The 18,754-nt window shown below is 61.4% G+C and carries 20 protein-coding genes; 16 read left to right on the top strand and 4 right to left on the bottom strand.

Annotated features, from left to right (window positions below; genetic code table 11):
* Positions 1 to 36 precede the first annotated feature (36 nt).
* From secY to VWY75_RS15250, 16 genes are all read left to right on the top strand, one after another.
* Positions 37 to 1,401 carry a preprotein translocase subunit SecY gene (gene secY / locus VWY75_RS15175; RefSeq protein WP_340546601.1) on the top strand — a complete coding sequence of 455 codons (1,365 nt, stop codon included), beginning with the start codon at positions 37 to 39 and terminating at the stop codon, positions 1,399 to 1,401.
* Positions 1,398 to 2,045, top strand: a complete 648-nt coding sequence (locus VWY75_RS15180; RefSeq protein WP_340546602.1) for an adenylate kinase — start codon at positions 1,398 to 1,400, stop codon at positions 2,043 to 2,045. The genes secY and VWY75_RS15180 overlap by 4 nt, the downstream gene beginning before the upstream one ends.
* Positions 2,046 to 2,384: 339 nt before the next feature.
* Entirely contained in the window at positions 2,385 to 2,753 is a 369-nt protein-coding gene (rpsM, locus tag VWY75_RS15185; RefSeq protein WP_340546603.1) for a 30S ribosomal protein S13, read from the top strand.
* Positions 2,754 to 2,768: 15 nt separating this feature from the next.
* Positions 2,769 to 3,158 carry a 30S ribosomal protein S11 gene (gene rpsK / locus VWY75_RS15190; RefSeq protein ID WP_014875982.1) on the top strand — a complete coding sequence of 130 codons (390 nt, stop codon included), beginning with the start codon at positions 2,769 to 2,771 and terminating at the stop codon, positions 3,156 to 3,158.
* A 117-nt stretch (positions 3,159 to 3,275) separates the two neighbouring features.
* Complete coding sequence (locus VWY75_RS15195; protein ID WP_014875981.1) at positions 3,276 to 4,292, top strand: DNA-directed RNA polymerase subunit alpha; 1,017 nt, start codon at positions 3,276 to 3,278, stop codon at positions 4,290 to 4,292.
* Positions 4,293 to 4,425: 133 nt separating this feature from the next.
* On the top strand, positions 4,426 to 4,848 hold the full coding sequence (rplQ, locus tag VWY75_RS15200) for a 50S ribosomal protein L17 (protein ID WP_340546604.1): 423 nt from the start codon (positions 4,426 to 4,428) through the stop codon (positions 4,846 to 4,848).
* A 194-nt stretch (positions 4,849 to 5,042) separates the two neighbouring features.
* Positions 5,043 to 6,440 carry a trypsin-like peptidase domain-containing protein gene (locus VWY75_RS15205; RefSeq protein WP_416538158.1) on the top strand — a complete coding sequence of 466 codons (1,398 nt, stop codon included), beginning with the start codon at positions 5,043 to 5,045 and terminating at the stop codon, positions 6,438 to 6,440.
* 2 nt (positions 6,441 to 6,442) lie between these two features.
* Positions 6,443 to 7,765: a replication-associated recombination protein A gene (locus VWY75_RS15210; RefSeq protein WP_416538159.1), complete on the top strand. Its 1,323-nt coding sequence runs from the start codon at positions 6,443 to 6,445 to the stop codon at positions 7,763 to 7,765.
* A gap of 135 nt (positions 7,766 to 7,900) precedes the next feature.
* On the top strand, positions 7,901 to 8,281 hold the full coding sequence (gene crcB / locus VWY75_RS15215) for a fluoride efflux transporter CrcB (RefSeq protein ID WP_416538160.1): 381 nt from the start codon (positions 7,901 to 7,903) through the stop codon (positions 8,279 to 8,281).
* On the top strand, positions 8,278 to 9,324 hold the full coding sequence (locus VWY75_RS15220; RefSeq protein ID WP_416538161.1) for an RluA family pseudouridine synthase: 1,047 nt from the start codon (positions 8,278 to 8,280) through the stop codon (positions 9,322 to 9,324). The genes crcB and VWY75_RS15220 overlap by 4 nt, the downstream gene beginning before the upstream one ends.
* Before the next feature lie 12 nt (positions 9,325 to 9,336).
* The gene (locus tag VWY75_RS15225) at positions 9,337 to 10,005 is read left to right on the top strand and encodes an HAD-IA family hydrolase (protein WP_416538162.1); all 669 of its coding nucleotides are present in this window, start codon (positions 9,337 to 9,339) and stop codon (positions 10,003 to 10,005) included.
* 4 nt (positions 10,006 to 10,009) lie between these two features.
* The gene (locus tag VWY75_RS15230; RefSeq protein WP_416538163.1) at positions 10,010 to 10,717 is read left to right on the top strand and encodes an ATP12 family chaperone protein; all 708 of its coding nucleotides are present in this window, start codon (positions 10,010 to 10,012) and stop codon (positions 10,715 to 10,717) included.
* 229 nt (positions 10,718 to 10,946) lie between these two features.
* Positions 10,947 to 11,963 (top strand): amino acid ABC transporter substrate-binding protein, encoded by a 1,017-nt coding sequence (locus tag VWY75_RS15235; protein WP_340546609.1) that lies wholly within the window; start codon positions 10,947 to 10,949, stop codon positions 11,961 to 11,963.
* A gap of 143 nt (positions 11,964 to 12,106) precedes the next feature.
* On the top strand, positions 12,107 to 13,339 hold the full coding sequence (locus VWY75_RS15240) for an amino acid ABC transporter permease (RefSeq protein WP_416538164.1): 1,233 nt from the start codon (positions 12,107 to 12,109) through the stop codon (positions 13,337 to 13,339).
* A gap of 3 nt (positions 13,340 to 13,342) precedes the next feature.
* Positions 13,343 to 14,641, top strand: a complete 1,299-nt coding sequence (locus VWY75_RS15245; protein WP_416535598.1) for an amino acid ABC transporter permease — start codon at positions 13,343 to 13,345, stop codon at positions 14,639 to 14,641.
* Positions 14,642 to 14,653: 12 nt separating this feature from the next.
* Positions 14,654 to 15,445 carry an amino acid ABC transporter ATP-binding protein gene (locus tag VWY75_RS15250; RefSeq protein WP_340546612.1) on the top strand — a complete coding sequence of 264 codons (792 nt, stop codon included), beginning with the start codon at positions 14,654 to 14,656 and terminating at the stop codon, positions 15,443 to 15,445.
* 150 nt (positions 15,446 to 15,595) lie between these two features.
* Here the strand turns inward: VWY75_RS15250 and VWY75_RS15255 are convergent, their stop codons facing one another.
* The 4 genes from VWY75_RS15255 to argB all read right to left on the bottom strand — a co-directional run bounded on the left by VWY75_RS15255 (position 15,596) and on the right by argB (position 18,600).
* Positions 15,596 to 16,057, bottom strand: coding sequence for a DUF411 domain-containing protein (locus tag VWY75_RS15255; protein ID WP_416538244.1), 462 nt, complete (start codon positions 16,055 to 16,057; stop codon positions 15,596 to 15,598).
* Positions 16,058 to 16,329: 272 nt separating this feature from the next.
* Complete coding sequence (locus VWY75_RS15260; RefSeq protein WP_416538165.1) at positions 16,330 to 16,827, bottom strand: SixA phosphatase family protein; 498 nt, start codon at positions 16,825 to 16,827, stop codon at positions 16,330 to 16,332.
* On the bottom strand, positions 16,824 to 17,615 hold the full coding sequence (locus tag VWY75_RS15265; RefSeq protein ID WP_416538166.1) for a ferredoxin: 792 nt from the start codon (positions 17,613 to 17,615) through the stop codon (positions 16,824 to 16,826). The genes VWY75_RS15260 and VWY75_RS15265 overlap by 4 nt, the downstream gene beginning before the upstream one ends.
* 124 nt (positions 17,616 to 17,739) lie before the next feature.
* Positions 17,740 to 18,600 (bottom strand): acetylglutamate kinase, encoded by an 861-nt coding sequence (gene argB, locus VWY75_RS15270; RefSeq protein ID WP_416535594.1) that lies wholly within the window; start codon positions 18,598 to 18,600, stop codon positions 17,740 to 17,742.
* Positions 18,601 to 18,754 lie beyond the last annotated feature (154 nt).

Consider the following 18,754-nt stretch of genomic DNA (forward strand, 5'->3'; position numbering starts at 1 on the left):
CCCTGGGCGGCGTTTTCGCAAGAAGAGACCTTTTTTATGGTATCAGCAGCAGAACAAATGGCGGCGAACACCAGCTGGGCCGCTCTTGGCAAAGCCACGGATCTGCGCAACCGTATCCTGTTTACGCTCGGGCTTTTGATTGTCTATCGCCTGGGCACCTATATTCCCGTTCCGGGGATTGATGCGGATGCACTGCGCCAGTTCATGACCTCGGCAGGGCAGGGCATCGGGGGCATGGTGTCCATGTTCACCGGCGGCGCGCTTGGCCGTATGGGCATCTTTGCACTTGGCATCATGCCCTATATTTCGGCGTCGATCATTGTGCAGCTGCTGACCTCGATGGTCCCGGCGCTTGAACAGCTCAAGAAAGAGGGCGAGCAGGGCCGCAAGAAAATCAACCAATACACTCGCTACGGCACCGTGCTTCTGGCGACAGCGCAGGCCTATGGTCTGGCGGTATCGCTCGAATCGGGGGATCTGGCGACCGATCCGGGGCTCTATTTCCGCCTCGCCTGCATGATCACCCTGGTGGGTGGCACCATGTTCCTGATGTGGCTGGGCGAGCAGATCACCCAGCGCGGCATCGGCAATGGTATCTCCCTGATCATCTTCGTTGGCATCATCGCCGAAGTGCCCGCCGCGATTGCCCAGTTCCTGGCCTCCGGCCGCTCCGGTGCGATCAGCCCGGCGGTGATCATCGCGGTGATCGTGATGATGATCGCCATCATCATGTTCGTGGTGTTCATGGAGCGCGCCCTGCGCAAGATCCATATCCAGTACCCGCGCCGTCAGGTCGGCATGAAGGTCTATGACGGTGGCTCCAGCCACCTGCCGGTCAAGGTGAACCCCGCAGGCGTGATCCCGGCGATCTTTGCGTCCTCGCTGCTGCTGCTGCCGGTGACCATCTCGACCTTCTCCGCAGGCAGCACCTCCGGCCCGATCATGTCCTGGCTGCTGGCCAACTTCGGCCCCGGTCAGCCGCTCTACCTGCTGTTCTTTGTCGGTATGATCGTGTTCTTCGCCTATTTCTACACCTTCAACGTGTCCTTCAAACCCGATGAGGTCGCGACCAACCTGAAGAATCAGAACGGCTTTGTTCCCGGTATCCGTCCCGGCAAGAAAACCGCCGAATACCTCGAATATGTGGTCAATCGCGTGCTGGTTCTGGGTTCGGCCTATCTCGCGGCTGTCTGTCTGCTGCCGGAAATCCTGCGTGGTCAGCTTGCAATCCCGGTTTACTTTGGCGGCACCTCCGTGTTGATTGTGGTTTCTGTTGTGATGGACACCATTCAACAGGCACAAAGCCACCTGCTTGCGCACCAATACGAAGGTCTCATTGAAAAGAGCCAGCTGCGCGGCCGCAATAAGAAACGGACACGACGGGGACCTGCACGCCGATGAGCAATATTATCCTTCTGGGCCCGCCCGGCGCGGGCAAGGGAACACAAGCACGCTACCTGGTTGAATCGCGCAATATGGTTCAGCTCAGCACCGGCGACATGCTGCGCGATGCGCAAGCGTCGGGCAGCGAAATGGGCAAGCGGGTTGCCGCTGTGATTGCCCGCGGCGAGCTGGTGACTGACCGTATCGTGATTGGGCTCATTCGCGAAAAGATCGAAGAAGGAGCCGAGGGCGGCTTTATCTTCGACGGTTTCCCGCGGACGCTGGCGCAGGCGGATGCACTGGCCGAACTGCTGAGCGAAACCGGCCAGAAGCTGGACGCGGTGATCGAGATGCAGGTGGATGACGCCGCGCTGGTTGCCCGCATCACCGGTCGTTCGACCTGTGGCGATTGCGGTGAAGTCTATCACGACGAGACCAAGCCCTGGCCTGCCGATGGTAAATGCGCCAACTGCGGCGGTACCTCGCAGAAACGTCGCCCCGACGACAACGAGGAAAGCCTGCGCACCCGGCTGATGGAATACTACAAGAAGACCTCGCCGCTGATCGGCTACTACTACGCCAAGGGCAACCTTCAGCGTCTCGACGGTCTGGCCTCCATCGAAGAGGTTCGCAAGAATCTCGGCTGGATCATGGGCGACTGAGCCGCAGCCTCTCCAGCACTGATAGATCATCGCCCCGCGCCTTTCTGGCCGGGGCGTTTTTGTTGCGGGGGAGGGCAATATGCAGATAAAACGTCACAAATGCTGCCGTTGACGGTTGACCTTGCGGGAAACTTCGGTCCCAGTCTTGCCGATGGGTTGACCATAGCACGATTTCCACATACGGAAGCCCATCCCTTCTGGGAATCATCACAGGTGCGCGCAATTTTTGCCTGCCCTGACCACCTCGAAATGCTGGACCCACGGGCGACACTGCCAAGGTCAAGCGTTGTGAAAAAAGGTTCCGGCGCTACGGAACCGCAACGAAAAGGAAAGTGACACGTGGCACGTATTGCCGGCGTAAACATCCCGACTGCAAAGCGGGTACCTATCGCCCTTACCTATATCACCGGCATTGGCACGACCTCTGCTCAAGCCATCTGCGAAGCCGTAGGCATCGACGCAACCCGTCGTGTGAACGAGCTGTCCGACGCTGAAGTTCTGGCCGTGCGTGAGCACATCGACGCCAACTACACCGTCGAAGGCGACCTGCGCCGTGAAGTTCAGATGAACATCAAGCGTCTGATGGACTTGGGCTGCTACCGCGGTCTGCGCCATCGTCGTAACCTGCCCGTTCGCGGTCAGCGTACCCACACCAACGCTCGTACTCGCAAAGGCCCCGCAAAGGCCATTGCTGGTAAGAAGAAATAAGGGAGGGTTTGATCAATGGCACGCGATAAGACTCGTACCAAGCGCAAAGAGCGCAAGAACATCGCCTCCGGCGTTGCACATGTGAACTCCTCGTTCAACAACACCAAGATCCTGATCTCGGACGTGCAAGGCAATGCGATTTCCTGGTCCTCCGCAGGCACCATGGGCTTCAAAGGGTCGCGTAAATCGACTCCTTATGCCGCTCAGATGGCTGCTGAAGATGCAGGCAAAAAAGCGCAGGAACACGGCGTTAAAACTCTGGAAGTCGAAGTTCAGGGCCCCGGTTCGGGCCGTGAATCCGCACTGCGCGCCCTGGCCGCAGTGGGCTTCAACATCACCTCGATCCGTGATGTGACCCCGATCGCGCACAACGGCTGCCGCCCGCCGAAGCGCCGCCGCGTCTAAGCGACACTGATTTTTTGCTGGGGCTTTGCGATTTCTGCAAGGCCCCAGTACGCCATTTGAAACCTCGGGCGTCTGTACCTTTCGGACATGAGGTACGGACAGGAATGGAGGGACCGCATGATCCACAAGAATTGGGCTGAACTGATCAAGCCGACTCAGCTTGACGTGAAGCCGGGCAATGATCCCGCACGCCAGGCCACCGTTGTGGCTGAACCGCTGGAACGCGGCTTTGGCCTGACACTGGGCAACGCGCTGCGCCGCGTTCTGATGAGCTCGCTGCAAGGCGCCGCCATCACCTCCGTGCAGATCGACAATGTTCTGCATGAATTCTCCAGCGTCGCCGGTGTTCGCGAAGATGTCACCGACATCATCCTGAACCTCAAAGGCGTGTCGCTGCGCATGGAAGTCGAAGGCCCCAAGCGCCTGTCGATCAATGCCAAAGGCCCCGCAGTTGTCACCGCCGGTGACATCTCCGAATCCGCTGGCATCGAAGTGCTGAACCGTGAGCACGTGATCTGCCACCTCGATGATGGTGCCGATCTGTTCATGGAACTGACCGTCAACACCGGCAAGGGCTATGTCTCTGCTGACAAGAACAAGCCTGAAGATGCGCCCATCGGTCTGATCCCGATCGACGCCATCTACTCGCCGGTCAAGAAGGTCTCCTATGACGTTCAGCCGACCCGTGAAGGTCAGGTTCTGGACTATGACAAGCTGACCATGAAGATCGAAACCGATGGCTCCATCACGCCCGACGACGCGGTCGCCTATGCGGCCCGTATCGTGCAGGATCAGCTGTCGATCTTCGTCAACTTCGACGAGCCGGAATCGGCAAACCGTCAGGACGACGACGACGGTCTCGAGTTCAACCCGCTTCTGCTGAAGAAAGTGGACGAACTGGAACTGTCTGTCCGGTCTGCAAACTGCCTGAAGAACGACAACATCGTCTACATCGGCGATCTCATCCAGAAGACCGAAGCAGAAATGCTGCGCACGCCGAACTTCGGCCGCAAGTCGCTGAACGAGATCAAAGAAGTGCTGTCGGGCATGGGTCTGCACCTTGGCATGGATGTCGAGGACTGGCCGCCGGACAACATCGAAGATCTGGCCAAGAAGTTCGAAGACAGCTTCTAAGAGATTGGGCGGCCTCTAGGGCCGCCCGAAATGCCCCGGTTGCGGGGGAAGACCCGGGCATCTGCCCCAAGGTGAGCGGCTGACACGCATCAGCCGCCTGACAAAGCAAAACGCGAAGTAAAGGATTGAAAAAATGCGTCACGCACGTGGTTACCGCCGCCTGAACCGTACTCATGAGCACCGTAAGGCCCTGTTCTCCAACATGGCCGGCTCGCTGATCGAGCACGAGCAGATCAAGACAACCCTTCCCAAAGCAAAAGAACTGCGCCCGATCATCGAAAAGATGATCACCCTGGCAAAGCGTGGCGACCTGCACGCCCGCCGTCAGGCCGCGTCCAAGCTGAAGGAAGACAAGGACGTTGCAAAACTGTTCGACGTTCTGGGCCCGCGCTACAAAGACCGTCAGGGCGGCTATGTCCGTATCCTGAAAGCCGGTTTCCGCTATGGCGACATGGCACCGATGGCGATCATCGAATTCGTTGATCGTGATCGCGATGCCAAAGGCGCCGCCGACAAGGCACGCCTGGCCGAAGCAGAAGCTGCTGCTGACGAATAAGAACTCCCGGTTTCGACCGGACCTGACCCCCGCTCTGGCAACAGGGCGGGGGTTTTTCGTTCTGCGTCCCCGTTTCGCGGGAGGCCCCCGGTTGGGGATAGGGGCCAAAGTCGCGGATTTTCCCCGGTGAATCCTACCTTGTAAAAGACGGCAGCGGTCCGCATATCCTGTTCACAAGAACAATCGGAGTCGTCATGTTTCGTGCCATCCTGACCGCAGCGGGCCTGTTTCTGGCCACTCAGATCCCCTCCACACAGGCCTTTGCCGAAACCCGCGTGCCCCAGTCGCAGGCAGAAATCTCGCTTGGTTTTGCGCCTCTGGTGAAACAGGCGGCGCCTGCGGTGGTGAACATCTATGCCAAGATCGTGCAGGAACAGCGCCGCACGCCTTTTATGAACGATCCCTTCTTCGACGATTTCTTTCGCGGCCTGTCAAAGCCGCAGCCACGGGTGCAGAACTCGCTTGGCTCCGGGGTGATCCTGTCGGCTGATGGCATCGTGGTGTCGAACTACCATGTGGTTGGCATGGCGACGGATATCCGGGTGGTGACCATCGACCGGCGCGAATATGCCGCTCAGGTGGTGCTTGCGGATGAGGCCAGCGATCTGGCCATTCTCCAGCTACAGGACGCCAAGGACCTCCCCTTTCTGGAGCTGCGTGACAGTGACCGGGTAGAGGTGGGCGAACTGGCACTGGCGATCGGCAACCCCTTTGGGGTGGGCCAGACCGTCAGCAGCGGCATCGTCTCCGGGCTGGCGCGCTCCGGCGCGGCGACGGGCGAGGGGATCGGCTATTTCATTCAGACCGACGCGCCGATTAACCCCGGTAACTCTGGTGGGGCGCTGATTGATGTGAATGGCAATCTGATTGGCATCAACACCCGCATCGTCACCCGCTCCGGCGGCTCCAACGGGATCGGTTTTGCGATCCCGGCCAACCTGGTGCGGGCCTTCATGCGGCAGGCCCATGATGGTGCCGAGGAATTCCAGCGCCCTTGGGCAGGCATGATGGGTCAGCCGGTCGATGCCGATCTGGCGGCGTCGCTTGGGATGGAGCTGCCAGAAGGCATGGTGATCTCGGAACTGCATCCCGCCAGCCCCTTTGCCAAGGCCGGGTTCGAGGTGGGGGATGTCGTGCTCGACGTGGCGGGGGAGGCGGTGAATTCGCCCTCCGAAATGGTCTTCCGCATGTCGGTGGCCGGTCTGGGCGACAGCGCCGAGGTGACCCGGCTGCGCGGCACCGAGCGCAGCACGGTGATGGTCGAGATGATGCTGGCCCCCGATGATCCGCCCGCCGATCCGCTTACCCTGCCCGAAGGAACGCCGCTGCCGGGGCTGACCCTTGCGCGGATCAACCCGCAGTCGATTGTTCGTTTGCAGCTGCCGATGACCGCCACAGGTGTGGTGATCACCGATCCCGGCGCCTATGGCGGCCGTGTCGGTCTGCGCGCCGGTGACATTATCCTTGGCATCAACAATGAGGCCATCGAGACCCCCTCCGATGTCTCTGCCGTGCTGGCGGCGATTGGCCGCTGGATGAAGATTGATCTGAACCGTCAGGGCCAGCGCGTGTCGCTGCGTTACCGGCTCTGATCATGGCTGATCTCTTTGACAGCGGTGATGCCGCGCCCCGGCCAGATCCGACCGCCGAGCTGAACCGCCCGCTGGCGGATCGGCTGCGGCCGAAGACGCTGGCAGAAGTGATCGGCCAGACGCAGGTTCTGGGCGAGGACGCCCCGCTGGGGGTGATGCTGGCATCGGGCTCGCTGTCATCGCTGATCTTCTGGGGGCCACCGGGCGTGGGCAAGACCACCATCGCCCGGCTTCTGGCCCGTGAAACCGATCTCCATTTCGTGCAGATCTCGGCCATATTCACCGGCGTGCCGGATCTGAAGAAGGTGTTCGAAGCCGCAAGGATCCGCCGTCAGAACGGGCAGGGGACATTGCTGTTCGTGGATGAGATCCACCGGTTCAACAAGGCGCAGCAGGACGGCTTCCTGCCGCATATGGAGGATGGCACCATCCTGCTGGTGGGGGCGACCACTGAAAACCCGTCGTTTGAACTGAACGCCGCTGTGCTGAGCCGGGCGCAGGTGCTGGTGCTGGAACGCCTGTCTCTGGTCGATCTGGAGCGGCTGACCCAACGCGCCGAGCAGGAGCTGGGCCGCGCCCTGCCGCTGACGCCCGATGCCCGCGACGCGCTTCAGGGGATGGCCGATGGCGACGGGCGGGCGCTGCTGAACCTCATCGAACAGATCGCCGCGTGGACCGTGGACAGCCCGCTGGGCCGCGAGGCGCTGGCCACCCGGCTGATGCGGCGGGCGGCGAAATACGACAAATCCGGCGATGAGCATTACAACCTGATTTCTGCCCTGCATAAATCCGTGCGTGGCTCCGACCCGGATGCAGCCCTCTACTGGTTTGCCCGGATGCTGGAGGGTGGCGAGGATCCGCGCTATCTGGCGCGCCGGCTCACCCGCATGGCGGTGGAGGATATCGCGCTGGCCGATCCGCAGGCGCAGGGCATCTGCATCGAGGCCTGGGAGACCTATGAGCGCCTTGGCAGCCCCGAGGGCGAGCTGGCGCTGGCCCAGGCGGTGATCTACCTGGCCCTCGCCCCCAAGACCAACGCGGGCTACATGGCCTATAAGGCGGCGCGACGGCTCGCGAAACAGACCGGCAGCGCGCCGCCGCCCAAACATATCCTGAACGCGCCGACCAAGCTGATGAAGTCGCAAGGCTACGGTGAGGGCTATGATTACGATCACAACGCCGCCGACGGGTTTTCAGGGCAGAACTATTTTCCCGACGACGTGCCGCGCCCGGTGCTTTATCAGCCGGTCGAGCGAGGCTTTGAGCGCGAGCTGAAGCGCCGGACCGAGTATTTTGCCAATCTGCGCGCCAAGCGGAACAGCTGATCCGGCTTTGCCGGGCAAAGCCGGGCCTGCGGCGCGAGTATTTCTGGAAAGATGACGGGCCTGCGCCGTGGCTGCAATGCTGCCATGCAGCGCGCAAAACTTGACATCACCGCGCCAGCCGGCGACAGACCGCAGATGGTTTTTTCGGTTCTATATGTGGCTCTGGGCGGCGCGATCGGCGCGGCCTGCCGCTATCTGGCCGGTTTGGGGATCCACCGCCTGTTCGGGGTGGGGGATTTTCCGGTGGCGATCCTTGCGGTGAATGTGACCGGTTCCTTTGTTATGGGGCTGTTTGTAGTTGCTGCCGCCCATAAGGGGCTGACCCATCTCAGCCCGTTTGTGATGACCGGCCTGCTGGGCGGCTTCACGACGTTTTCGGCCTTCTCGCTTGAGACGGCCACCCTGATCGAGCGCGGCGCCCTGGGGCAGGCTGCGCTATATGTGCTGTTGTCCGTTGGCCTGTCGGTCGGCGGGCTGTTTTTGGGCCTGATGGCCGCCAGAGGAGTGTTCGCATGAGCGGCGTACAGATGATTACCGTCACTGAAGACGACGCAGGCCAGCGCATCGACCGCTGGTTGCGCCGCCTGTTTCCCCATGTGAGCCAGGGCCGCATCGAGAAGATGTGCCGCAAGGGCGAGCTGCGTCTGGATGGGGGCCGGGTCAAGGCCAGTTCCCGCGTCGAGGCCGGTCAGGTGGTGCGGGTGCCGCCGCTTGGCGCCAGCGATCTGAAACCGGCAGAGGCGCCGAGCTACCGGATTTCCGAGGCCGACGCCAAGATGATCCGGGGCTGCGTGATCTTCAAGGATGATGCCGTCATCGTGCTGAACAAACCCGCGGGTCTGGCGGTGCAGGGCGGCAGCGGCACCACCAAACATGTCGACGGGCTGAGTGCCGCCTTGCAGTTCGACGCCGAGGAGAAGCCGCGTCTGGTGCACCGGCTGGACAAGGATACCTCCGGTGTTCTGGTGCTGGCGCGCACCCGTCTGGCGGCGCAGTCGCTGACGGCGGCGTTCCGGCATCGTGCCACGCGCAAGATCTACTGGGCGCTGGTGGCGGGCGTGCCGACTCCCTATCTGGGCGAGATCAAATGCGGGCTGGTCAAGGCGCCGGGCCATGGCAAAAGCGGCGAAGGCGAGAAGATGATCGCCATCCATTCCAACGAGGTGGACAGCACACCCGGCGCCAAACGCTCGCATACCCAATATGCCACGCTCTACCGGGTTGCCAGCCGGGCGGCCTGGGTGGCGATGGAGCCGATCACCGGTCGCACCCATCAGCTGCGCGCGCATATGGCCGAGATCGGTCATCCGATTGCGGGCGACGGCAAATACGGCGGCTCGGGGCAGGAGAACCTTGGCGATGGTTGGGGCGCGCAGCTGGGCGGCATCATCTCCAAGAAGCTGCATCTGCACTGCCGCCGTATGGCGTTTGAACATCCGGTGACGCGCAAGACGCTGTCGATCACCGCGCCCTTGCCCGATCATATGAAGGACAGCTGGGACACCTTTGGCTGGTCCGAAGATCTGGCGGCAGAAGATCCGTTTGAGAGCCTGCAATAAGGGCGCGCGTGGATGAGCCGTGACCTGCGCCTGATCCTCTTTGATGTGGATGGTACGCTGGCCGACAGCCAGGGTGCCATCACCTCGGCGATGGCGGCGGCATTTGCCGGGGTCGGGCTGGCCCTGCCCAGTCGGCAGGACATCCTGTCGATTGTTGGATTGTCCCTGCCGCAGGCGATGGCCGAGCTGGCGCCGGGGCAGAGCGCTGCCGTCCAGGCCGGCTTGGTCGACGGCTATAAATCCGCTTATAAATCGGCCCGTCTGGCGGCGGGCGCGGGGCATTCACCGCTCTATCCCGGGGCGGCGGAGGTGCTGGCGGAGCTGAATGCCGTGCCGCACTACCTGCTGGGGGTGGCCACCGGAAAATCACAGCGCGGGCTGGATGCGCTGATCGCGTCCCATGAGCTGCGGTGTTTCGTAACCCGGCAATGTGCCGATCACCACCCGTCGAAACCGCATCCGTCGATGGTGCTGCGGGCGATGGCCGACACCGGGGTGGCACCTGCGCATACGGTGATGATTGGCGATACCAGTTTTGACATCGACATGGGACGCGCAGCCGGGGTGCATACGATTGCGGTCAACTGGGGCTTTCACCCGGCCGAGCGCCTTGGGGCGGATCATATTATCGACAGTTTCGCCGCGCTGGCGCCGCTGTTGCAGGACATCTGGAAAGACTGACGACATGAGCGAGTGGAAACAGAAACGGTTTTGGAAAGAGGTCGCCGTGGCCGAGGTCGAGAGCGGCTTTGCCATCGAGCTGGACAGCCGCCGCGTGAAGACGCCGGCCAAGGCGCCGCTTATCGTTCCGACCCGTGAGATGGGCGATGCAATTGCCGCGGAATGGGACGCGCAGACCGAATCAGTTGACCCTTTGTCGATGCCTATGACGCGTTCTGCGAATGCTGCAATCGACAAGGTGTCGCATCAACATGGCGAAGTGTCGGATATGCTGGCGGATTACGCAGATTCCGATCTTTTGTGCTATCGCGCCGAAATGCCGGTCGAATTGGTGCAGCGTCAGGCCGAGATCTGGGACCCGGCGCTGGACTGGGCTGCGGAAGCGCTGGCGGCCCGGCTGCAGCCGCGCACCGGCATCCTGCATGTGCCCCAGGACCCTGAGGTGCTGCACCGTCTGCGCGGCTTAGTCCATGAAATGACACCCTTTCAGCTGGCGGCCTTCCATGATCTGGTGGCGATGTCGGGCTCTCTGGTGCTGGGGTTTGCGGCCGCACGGGGCTGGCGGCCGACCGATGAAATCTGGGAAATGTCGCGGTTGGACGAGCTGTGGCAGGAGCAGCAATGGGGCCGGGACGACGAGGCGCAGGCCACCGCAGACCTGAAACGCACGGCGTTTTTGCACGCTAAGCGGTTCTACGATTTTTCCTGTTAGCGCAATATATTACCCAGATCGGGGCGCTGCCGCAAAAATCGTTCGCGACCGCAAAAATGTTCGCTATGCGCCCATCGAATTTCCTGATCCCACCCTTGACGTTTGTTGATGAATGCGCCCACACTCGGTCGCGAAATGGGGTCACCCTTGTTTCACCACCTATCTCCGGCATGGCTGGTGCCGGGCAAAAAGAGCCGCCAAATAGGCGGACAATCAGGAAGAGGTAAACATGAAGAATAAGGTAATTTTGGGTGCGCTGACTGTTGCTGGTCTGGCCGCCGGTGCCGCTGCGGCGGGCACGCTGGACGACGTCAAGGCCCGCGGCAAGCTGAACTGCGGTGTGACCACCGGTCTGGTCGGTTTTGCGGCGCCCAATGCCAATGGCGAATGGGAAGGTTTTGACGTTGCTGTCTGCCGCGCGGTTGCTGCGGCTGTTCTGGGCGACTCGACCGCTGTTGAATTCGTGCCGACCACCGGCAAAACCCGCTTCACCGCTCTGGCCTCCGGCGAGATCGACATGCTGGCCCGTAACACCACCTGGACCTTCAGCCGCGACGTCGACCTGAAGTTCGAATTCGTTGGTGTGAACTACTACGACGGTCAGGGCTTCATGGTTCCCAAGGAACTGGGCGTGTCCTCCGCGAAGGAACTGGACGGCGCGACCGTCTGCATCCAGACCGGTACCACCACCGAGCTGAACCTGGCGGATTTCTTCCGTTCCAACAACATCAGCTACGAGCCGGTTCCGATCGAAACCAACGCCGAAGCGCAGCAGCAGTATCTGGCTGGTGCCTGTGACGTTTACACCACCGACGCCTCCGGTCTGGCGGCAACCCGCGCGACCTTCGATGATCCTTCGGCACATGTTCTGCTGCCCGAAATCATCTCCAAAGAGCCGCTCGGCCCGCTGGTTCGCCACGGCGACCACGAGTGGGGCGATGTTGTTCGCTGGAGCCTGATGGCGCTGATCGCAGCTGAAGAGCTGGGCGTGACCTCCGCCAACATCGGTGAAATGGCCGCTGGCACCGAGAACCCGGAAATCAACCGTCTGCTGGGCGCCGAAGGCACCCTGGGCGAGATGCTGGGCCTGTCTGCTGACTGGGCGAAGAACGCAATTGCCGCTGGTGGCAACTACGGCGAAGTCTTTGCAAAGAACATCGGCGAAGACACTCCGATTGGTCTGGCACGTGGTCTGAACGCACAGTGGACCGAAGGTGGCCTGCTCTACGCACCGCCTTTCCGCTAAGATCTACTGAGGAAAGGGCGCAGGACCAACCTGCGCCCTTTTACCTCCCGACCTATCCTAACAAAAACGCTTAAGGTCTGGACGCGAGCAGGGACCCAACCCCGCCGAACAGTCGACCTATAAGCCACGGGGATCACACATTCATGTCAACTCTCACTGACCCTCCAAAGGCACAGTTTCAGCTGTCCATGTTGGTCAACGATACCCGCTATCGTTCGTTGACCTTCCAGGCGATTGCTGCGCTGGTTCTGGCCTTGGCCATCTGGTATCTGGGGAACAACCTTATTCAGAACCTGCGCGCCGCGGGTCTGAATATTTCATACGGGTTCCTTGGGGATCCATCCGGTTACGACATCAACCAGCGTCTGATCGAATACGACAGCCAGTCCAGCCATGCGCGTGCTGCTGTGGTCGGCATTCTGAACACGCTGCTGGTGGCCTTTCTCTCCTGTATCACGGCCACCGTCTTTGGTGTGATCGCGGGTGTTCTGCGCCTGTCGAACAACTGGCTCGTCTCCAAATTGATGGCCGTCTATGTGGAAATCTTCCGCAATATTCCGGTGCTGATCTGGATCATCATCATTTTCACGATCATGACAGCCGTGATGCCCGGCCCGCGGGAATTCCGCGGTGACGATGCCACGTCGAGCATGGTGTTTGACCTCTTTGCCTTCACCAACCGCGGTGTCTACATCCCGATGCCCTGGTTCGAGAGCGGTCTGTTTGCCTCCACCACGATGAACTGGCTGGTGGTTCTGGCGGTACTGGCACTGTCCTTCTTCGTGATGCGCAAGGTCGAAACCAACGCGACCAAGACGCAGGAAGAAACAGGCGTGCGCCCCAATACCACATGGATTGGCCTGGGCGTCTGGCTGGTGCCGGTGCTCCTGGTGCTGTTCCTGATGGGTCTGTCCTGGGAAGTGCCGGAGCTGAAAGGCTTCAACTTCACCGGCGGTATCAAAATCGGTGGTCCGCTGATCGCGCTGTGGTTCGCTCTGTCGATCTACACCGGTGCTTTCATCGCGGAAAACGTGCGTGCGGGTATTCAGGCGATCAACAAGGGTCAGACCGAAGCCGCAGCGGCACTGGGTCTGCGTCCCGGCCGGATCATGAATCTGGTGGTGCTGCCGCAGGCGCTGCGCGTCATCATTCCACCGCTGATCTCCAACTTCCTCAACATCACCAAAAACTCCTCGCTGGCGATTGCCGTTGGTTACGCCGATATCACCGCGACCCTGGGCGGCATCACGCTGAACCAGACCGGCCGTGCAATCGAATGTGTTCTGCTGCTGATGCTGTTCTATCTCACCGCATCGCTGCTGATTTCGATGGTGATGAACGTCTACAACGCATCTGTGAAACTGAAGGAGCGCTGAGACATGAGCGATACACACTCTCAAACTATCGCCTTTGTCCGCGATACGGAAATCCCGCCGGCCCCGCCGCCGGCGCGTGAAACCGGTGCCTATAAATGGATGCGAGAGAACCTGTTCTCCAGCATTCCCAATTCGATCCTGACGCTGGCAGCGCTGGTGCTGATCTATCTGCTGCTGAGCACCACGGTTCCGTGGCTGCTGAACGGTGTATGGACCACCAACTCGCTTGCCGAATGTCGCGAGGTTCTGGATGGCAAGGTTGGTGCCTGTTTCTCGGTCCTGACCGAGCGCTGGAACCAGCTGCTCTATGGGTTCAAATATCCGGCCAGTGAATACTGGCGCCCGAATCTGGCCCTTGTGCTGCTGTTGATTGCGCTGGCACCGGTTCTGTTCTTTGACCTGCCGCGCAAGCTCTTGGCCTTCACCGCGATCTACCCGTTCCTGGCCTTCTGGCTGATCTGGGGCGGCTCGATCCTGGTGCCGATCGTTGCCTTGCTTGGCTTTGTTGCCGCCGGGTTCGTGTTCCAGAAATACGGCAAGGGCAGCTTTGCTCTGGGGTTCTTCGGCGCGATTGTTGCAGCGGTCGTGGTCTGGAATGTCGGTGGCTATCTGATCCCGGAAGGGGCGTCTGACACCGCGATGCTGTCAGCTGTGCCCTCGCGCGATCTGGGTGGCTTCATGCTGAACATGATGCTGGGTGTGACCTGCGTGTCGCTGTCGGTGCCGCTGGGTATCGCGCTGGCACTGGGCCGTCAGTCCAACATGCCGCTGATCAAGTGGATCTGCGTCGTCTTCATCGAATTCGTGCGTGGCGTGCCGCTGATCACCCTGCTGTTCGTGGCATCGGTGATGCTGTCCTACTTCTTCCCGCCAGATGCCACCGTGGACCTGTTCCTGCGCGTGGTTATCATGATCACCCTGTTCTCCGCGGCCTATATCGCCGAAGTGATCCGGGGCGGTCTGGCCGCGCTGCCCAAGGGGCAGTATGAAGCAGCAGACAGTCTGGGTCTGGACTACCCGCAGGCCATGCGTCTGATCATCCTGCCGCAGGCACTGAAGATCTCGATCCCCGGTATCGTGAACGTGGCCGTTGGCCTGTTCAAGGATACCACACTGGTGTCGGTCATCTCGATGTTCGACCTGGTGGGCATGATCCGGGGCCCAATCCTCGCCTCCACCGAGTGGAACGGCGTCTATTGGGAACTCCTCGGCTTTGCCGCCTTCCTGTTCTTCATCGTCTGCTACGGCATCTCTCAGTACTCACAGTGGCTCGAGCGCCGTCTCGCCACCGATCACCGTTAAGGAGTTCAACATATGTCTGAACTTATGTCTGACCGCGCAATCGACCGCTCGAAAATGCAAGTGAGCGACGAGGTTGCCATTGAAATCAACAATATGAACAAGTGGTACGGCTCGTTCCACGTGCTGCGCGACATCAATCTGACCGTCAATCAGGGCGAGCGGATTGTTATCGCAGGCCCCTCGGGGTCCGGCAAATCCACCCTGATCCGCTGCCTCAATGCGCTGGAAGAGCACCAGCAGGGCAAGATCGTGGTGGATGGCACCGAACTGTCGAATGATCTCAAGAACATCGACAAGATCCGGTCCGAGGTTGGCATGGTGTTCCAGCACTTCAACCTGTTCCCGCATCTGACCATTCTGGAAAACTGCACCCTGGCGCCGATCTGGGTCCGCAAGACCCCCAAGAAGGAAGCCGAAGAACGGGCGATGCACTTCCTTGAGAAGGTGAAGATCCCCGAGCAGGCCAATAAATATCCAGGCATGCTCTCCGGTGGTCAGCAGCAGCGTGTGGCGATTGCGCGCAGCCTCTGCATGATGCCGCGCATCATGCTGTTCGATGAACCGACATCGGCGCTCGATCCGGAGATGATCAAGGAGGTGCTCGACACCATGATCGAACTGGCCGAGGAAGGTATGACCATGCTCTGCGTCACCCACGAGATGGGCTTTGCCCGTCAGGTGGCGAACCGTGTGATCTTCATGGATGCGGGTCAGATCGTGGAGCAGAACGAGCCGGAAGAGTTCTTCAACAACCCGCAGAGTGAGCGGACAAAGCTGTTCCTGAGCCAGATTCTCGGCCACTGAGCGCCGCACTAGTGTAAGACGGCCAAGGCCGGGCAGATCTGCCCGGCCTTGGTCATTCTGGGTCGATGCAGGGGGGCGCTGCCCCCTGACCCCCGGAGTATTTATCGGAAAGATGACAGGGGCAGAGATGCCAGGGCGCTGTGCCGCGCCTCAGCCGTGCTGGGCAAAGGCCTCGGTGCTGCCGTCTGCCCGGATCAGGAGCGTGGAGAAAGGCTCTTTGCTGTCGTCCATTTCCATCCCCGGTGAGCCAACAGGCATGCCCGGAACCGTGAGGCCCAGGGCATCAGGCCGCTCTGTCAGCAGGCGTTTGATATCGCTGGCGGGGACATGGCCTTCGATCACATAGGGGCCGAGGGTGGCGGTGTGGCAGGAGGCAAGATCATCTGAGATGCCAAGCCGGGATTTCATCTCCCAGAGCTGATCGTCAGGGATATTGCGGACCTCGGTTTTCAGGCCGGCGGCGGTGAGATGCTCCACCCATCCGGTGCAGCAGCCGCAGCTGGGGGATTTCATCACCTTAATCACCGGGTCGTTGGTGGCCGTTGCAGCCACCAGCGGTGTGGTGGCCAGCGGCAGGGTTGCAGCGGCGAGGAGGAAGGCGCGGCGGTTCATCTCAAAGGCTCCATTGCTGAGAATGCGGATCTTGGGATCATAGCGGATCTGCGGATGTTCGGCGGCATGGCTTCCCGCGTGGGAGCGACAGCATGTCACAGGATCATATCGCGGCCGCTTTTGTTGTCCTGTCACCTGCGGAGCGACCGCGCCGCGCCAGCGGCGCCATGCCCAACGGGAGCGGTTGCATATTCATGCGACCGGGACGGGCGGGAGCGCTTATGGTCTCCGCTGGTTGACGGGCCGCAGCAAGGCGCGCAGGCTCTCCCCTGTCACGCACCAAGCAATTCGCGGGGGACGGTGAATTCCGCCACCTTGCCGCTGCTCCACGTGAGATCGGCCCAGCTGTCGATATCAAAGCTTGCGATCAGCGTCGCGCCTGTTGGGAAATCATCAAACCGTGAATGATCCGGTGGGTGGCGGACGATGGAATGGGCAAAGGCGGCAAGGCCGGGATTATGGCCCAGGATCAGCACCCGCTTGTGTTCGGCCTCGCGCAGCACCTGAAACAGGATGTCGGCGCTGGCGTGATAGAGCCGTTCGATGAACACCGCAGGGGCACCCAGTTCCATCAGCTTGCAGGTTTCACGGGTCCGCTGGGCGGAGGAGGAGATCACCTGATCCGGGATCATTCCGAGCTCGCGCAGCCAGGTGCCAACCGCCGCGGCGGAATGGCGGCCGCGGGTGTTCAGCGGGCGGGCGTGGTCACTGGGGGAGGAGGTGTCCCAGGCGGATTTGGCGTGGCGGGTCAGGATCAGCGTGCAGGTCATTTTATGTGAAAATACCTCATATGATGGGCGGATTGCGCCGGGATACGGTCAGCGCCTGTGCTCAGCGGGCAGGCGCGGCGGGCAAGGCAGCCGGTGGAGAGGCAGGGGGTTCCCTCGGCGCTCTCCAAGTGCCTGTGGCAGGCTGCCAGATCATAGGGGCCGCCCTCTTTCAACGCCGTGACGGGGCAGCGGCTCAGGCAGGGGCGATCCTCACAGCCAAGGCAGGGGGCCAGGGCCAGCGGGGGGGGCGGAAGATCAAAGTGGTGCGCGAAATAGAGGGCGCCGCGAAAGGAAATCATCATGCCATAGCGATCATGCACCAGCATTTGCGACGGCGATGTGAAACTGCGGCCCGAGGCCAGCGCCCAGCCGACGAAGGGCGCATAGGGGGGGCCGGTAAAGGGGTAGGCCGGGATTGCGCCCCAGCTCTGCGCCAGATCACCGAGGACCCGGCTGGACCAGCGGTCGACTGGGTCTGCCCTGCCATCGCGATATTCCGGGCTGGTGACAAACCCCGGCCAGAAGGAGGGGGCGGTGCCCAGCAGGATCAGCGTTCCCTGTGGGCCGCTGTCGGTTTCGCTGCCTGTTGCGATGTCCGGTGCCGCCGCTGCGATAAAGCCCCGAAGCTGTCCGGCTGTTGGGTGAAATCCGCCATAGATATCCAGCCCAAGTGCCGCAACAGACCGTTGCAGCCTGTCATAGGTCGGTGGGGGTTCGACAGGGGGGGAGACAGGCACCGATGCAGAGCGGTCTGCAAGGTCCCTGTCCGGGTTTAGGGGGCGGATCATAGGGACAGTCTAGCGCAGGTTGGCGCGTTTCCCTATGGGGATTTCGCAGCCGTAAACCCGTCGCAAAGCGAGACAGCTGGCCCGCGACGGGTGAGATCCGGCCGGTTGGCTGATGTCTGCCGCCTCAGGGACGGATCATCGAACCGGCGCCGTGATCGGTGAAGAGTTCCAGCAGCACGGCATTGGGTACCCGGCCATCAACGATGGTACAGGCCCGCACACCGCTGCGCACGGCGGAGAGCGCGGTTTCCGTCTTCGGGATCATGCCGCCGAGGATCACGCCGTCGCGGGTCATCGCTTCGACATCGGCCGCCTTCAGCTCGGTCACGACATCGCCGTCGCTGTTCTTTACGCCAGACACATCCGTGAGCAGCAGCAGCCGGTCGGCCTTGAGCGATGCGGCGATGGCGCCGGCGGCGGTGTCGCCGTTGATATTGAACGTCTCGCCGTTGGGGCCTGCGCCGATGGGGGCGATCACCGGGATCATATCCTGTTCAAAGAGATGGTTCAGCACGCTTGGATCCATTTCAGACGGGGTGCCGACATAGCCCAGATCCGGGTCGGTCTGGGTGCAGGTGATCAGATTGGCATCCTTGCCGGACAGACCGACAGCAGCGCCGCCCTGGCGGTTGATGGCCTGCACGATACGTTTGTTCACCACGCCGGAGAGCACCATCTCCACCACTTCCATCGTGGCGGCATCGGTGACCCGCTTGCCGTTCACGAAATCGGATTTGATCTGCAGCTTGTCGAGCATGGCATTGATCATCGGGCCGCCGCCATGGACGATCACCGGGTTCACCCCGACCTGACGCATCAGCACGATGTCGCGGGCAAAGGTATCCATGGCCTCGTCGCTGCCCATGGCGTGACCGCCCAGCTTGATCACGACGATGGCGCCGTCATAGCGCTGCAGATAGGGCAGGGCGCTTGAAAGGGTCTCGGCTGTGGCAATCCAATCGCGGTTCATGTCTTGTTTCTTCATCGTTGCAATCCCTGGGACGGGCCGTCCGTCGCAGACGGCGCAGGCGGCTGTGCCATGGGGATTGTGTTACGCGGTTCTGGGCGCGGTGCCAAGCGCCGGCCCTGCATTCGCGGCATTGCAGCTGTCGCAAAGGCTGCTAGGGTCGCCGCGACAG

Origin of the sequence: Phaeobacter sp. JH20_08, assembly GCF_048056635.1 — a bacterium.
GTDB classification, from domain to species: domain Bacteria; phylum Pseudomonadota; class Alphaproteobacteria; order Rhodobacterales; family Rhodobacteraceae; genus Phaeobacter; species Phaeobacter bryozoorum.

What these genes read in the sequence shown, in the direction of transcription:
- VWY75_RS15235 (WP_340546609.1), top strand. Translation starts at nt 10,947, where the DNA reads ATGAAGAATAAGGTAATTTTGGGTGCGCTGACTGTTGCTGGTCTGGCC.
- VWY75_RS15230 (WP_416538163.1), top strand. Translation starts at nt 10,010, where the DNA reads ATGAGCGAGTGGAAACAGAAACGGTTTTGGAAAGAGGTCGCCGTGGCC.
- VWY75_RS15180 (WP_340546602.1), top strand. Translation starts at nt 1,398, where the DNA reads ATGAGCAATATTATCCTTCTGGGCCCGCCCGGCGCGGGCAAGGGAACA.
- rpsK (WP_014875982.1), top strand. Translation starts at nt 2,769, where the DNA reads ATGGCACGCGATAAGACTCGTACCAAGCGCAAAGAGCGCAAGAACATC.
- secY (WP_340546601.1), top strand. Translation starts at nt 37, where the DNA reads ATGGTATCAGCAGCAGAACAAATGGCGGCGAACACCAGCTGGGCCGCT.
- VWY75_RS15225 (WP_416538162.1), top strand. Translation starts at nt 9,337, where the DNA reads ATGAGCCGTGACCTGCGCCTGATCCTCTTTGATGTGGATGGTACGCTG.
- crcB (WP_416538160.1), top strand. Translation starts at nt 7,901, where the DNA reads ATGGTTTTTTCGGTTCTATATGTGGCTCTGGGCGGCGCGATCGGCGCG.
- VWY75_RS15220 (WP_416538161.1), top strand. Translation starts at nt 8,278, where the DNA reads ATGAGCGGCGTACAGATGATTACCGTCACTGAAGACGACGCAGGCCAG.
- argB (WP_416535594.1), bottom strand. Translation starts at nt 18,600, where the DNA reads ATGAAGAAACAAGACATGAACCGCGATTGGATTGCCACAGCCGAGACC.
- VWY75_RS15255 (WP_416538244.1), bottom strand. Translation starts at nt 16,057, where the DNA reads ATGAACCGCCGCGCCTTCCTCCTCGCCGCTGCAACCCTGCCGCTGGCC.
- VWY75_RS15265 (WP_416538166.1), bottom strand. Translation starts at nt 17,615, where the DNA reads ATGATCCGCCCCCTAAACCCGGACAGGGACCTTGCAGACCGCTCTGCA.
- VWY75_RS15240 (WP_416538164.1), top strand. Translation starts at nt 12,107, where the DNA reads ATGTCAACTCTCACTGACCCTCCAAAGGCACAGTTTCAGCTGTCCATG.
- VWY75_RS15195 (WP_014875981.1), top strand. Translation starts at nt 3,276, where the DNA reads ATGATCCACAAGAATTGGGCTGAACTGATCAAGCCGACTCAGCTTGAC.
- VWY75_RS15260 (WP_416538165.1), bottom strand. Translation starts at nt 16,827, where the DNA reads ATGACCTGCACGCTGATCCTGACCCGCCACGCCAAATCCGCCTGGGAC.
- rplQ (WP_340546604.1), top strand. Translation starts at nt 4,426, where the DNA reads ATGCGTCACGCACGTGGTTACCGCCGCCTGAACCGTACTCATGAGCAC.
- VWY75_RS15210 (WP_416538159.1), top strand. Translation starts at nt 6,443, where the DNA reads ATGGCTGATCTCTTTGACAGCGGTGATGCCGCGCCCCGGCCAGATCCG.
- VWY75_RS15245 (WP_416535598.1), top strand. Translation starts at nt 13,343, where the DNA reads ATGAGCGATACACACTCTCAAACTATCGCCTTTGTCCGCGATACGGAA.
- VWY75_RS15205 (WP_416538158.1), top strand. Translation starts at nt 5,043, where the DNA reads ATGTTTCGTGCCATCCTGACCGCAGCGGGCCTGTTTCTGGCCACTCAG.
- VWY75_RS15250 (WP_340546612.1), top strand. Translation starts at nt 14,654, where the DNA reads ATGTCTGAACTTATGTCTGACCGCGCAATCGACCGCTCGAAAATGCAA.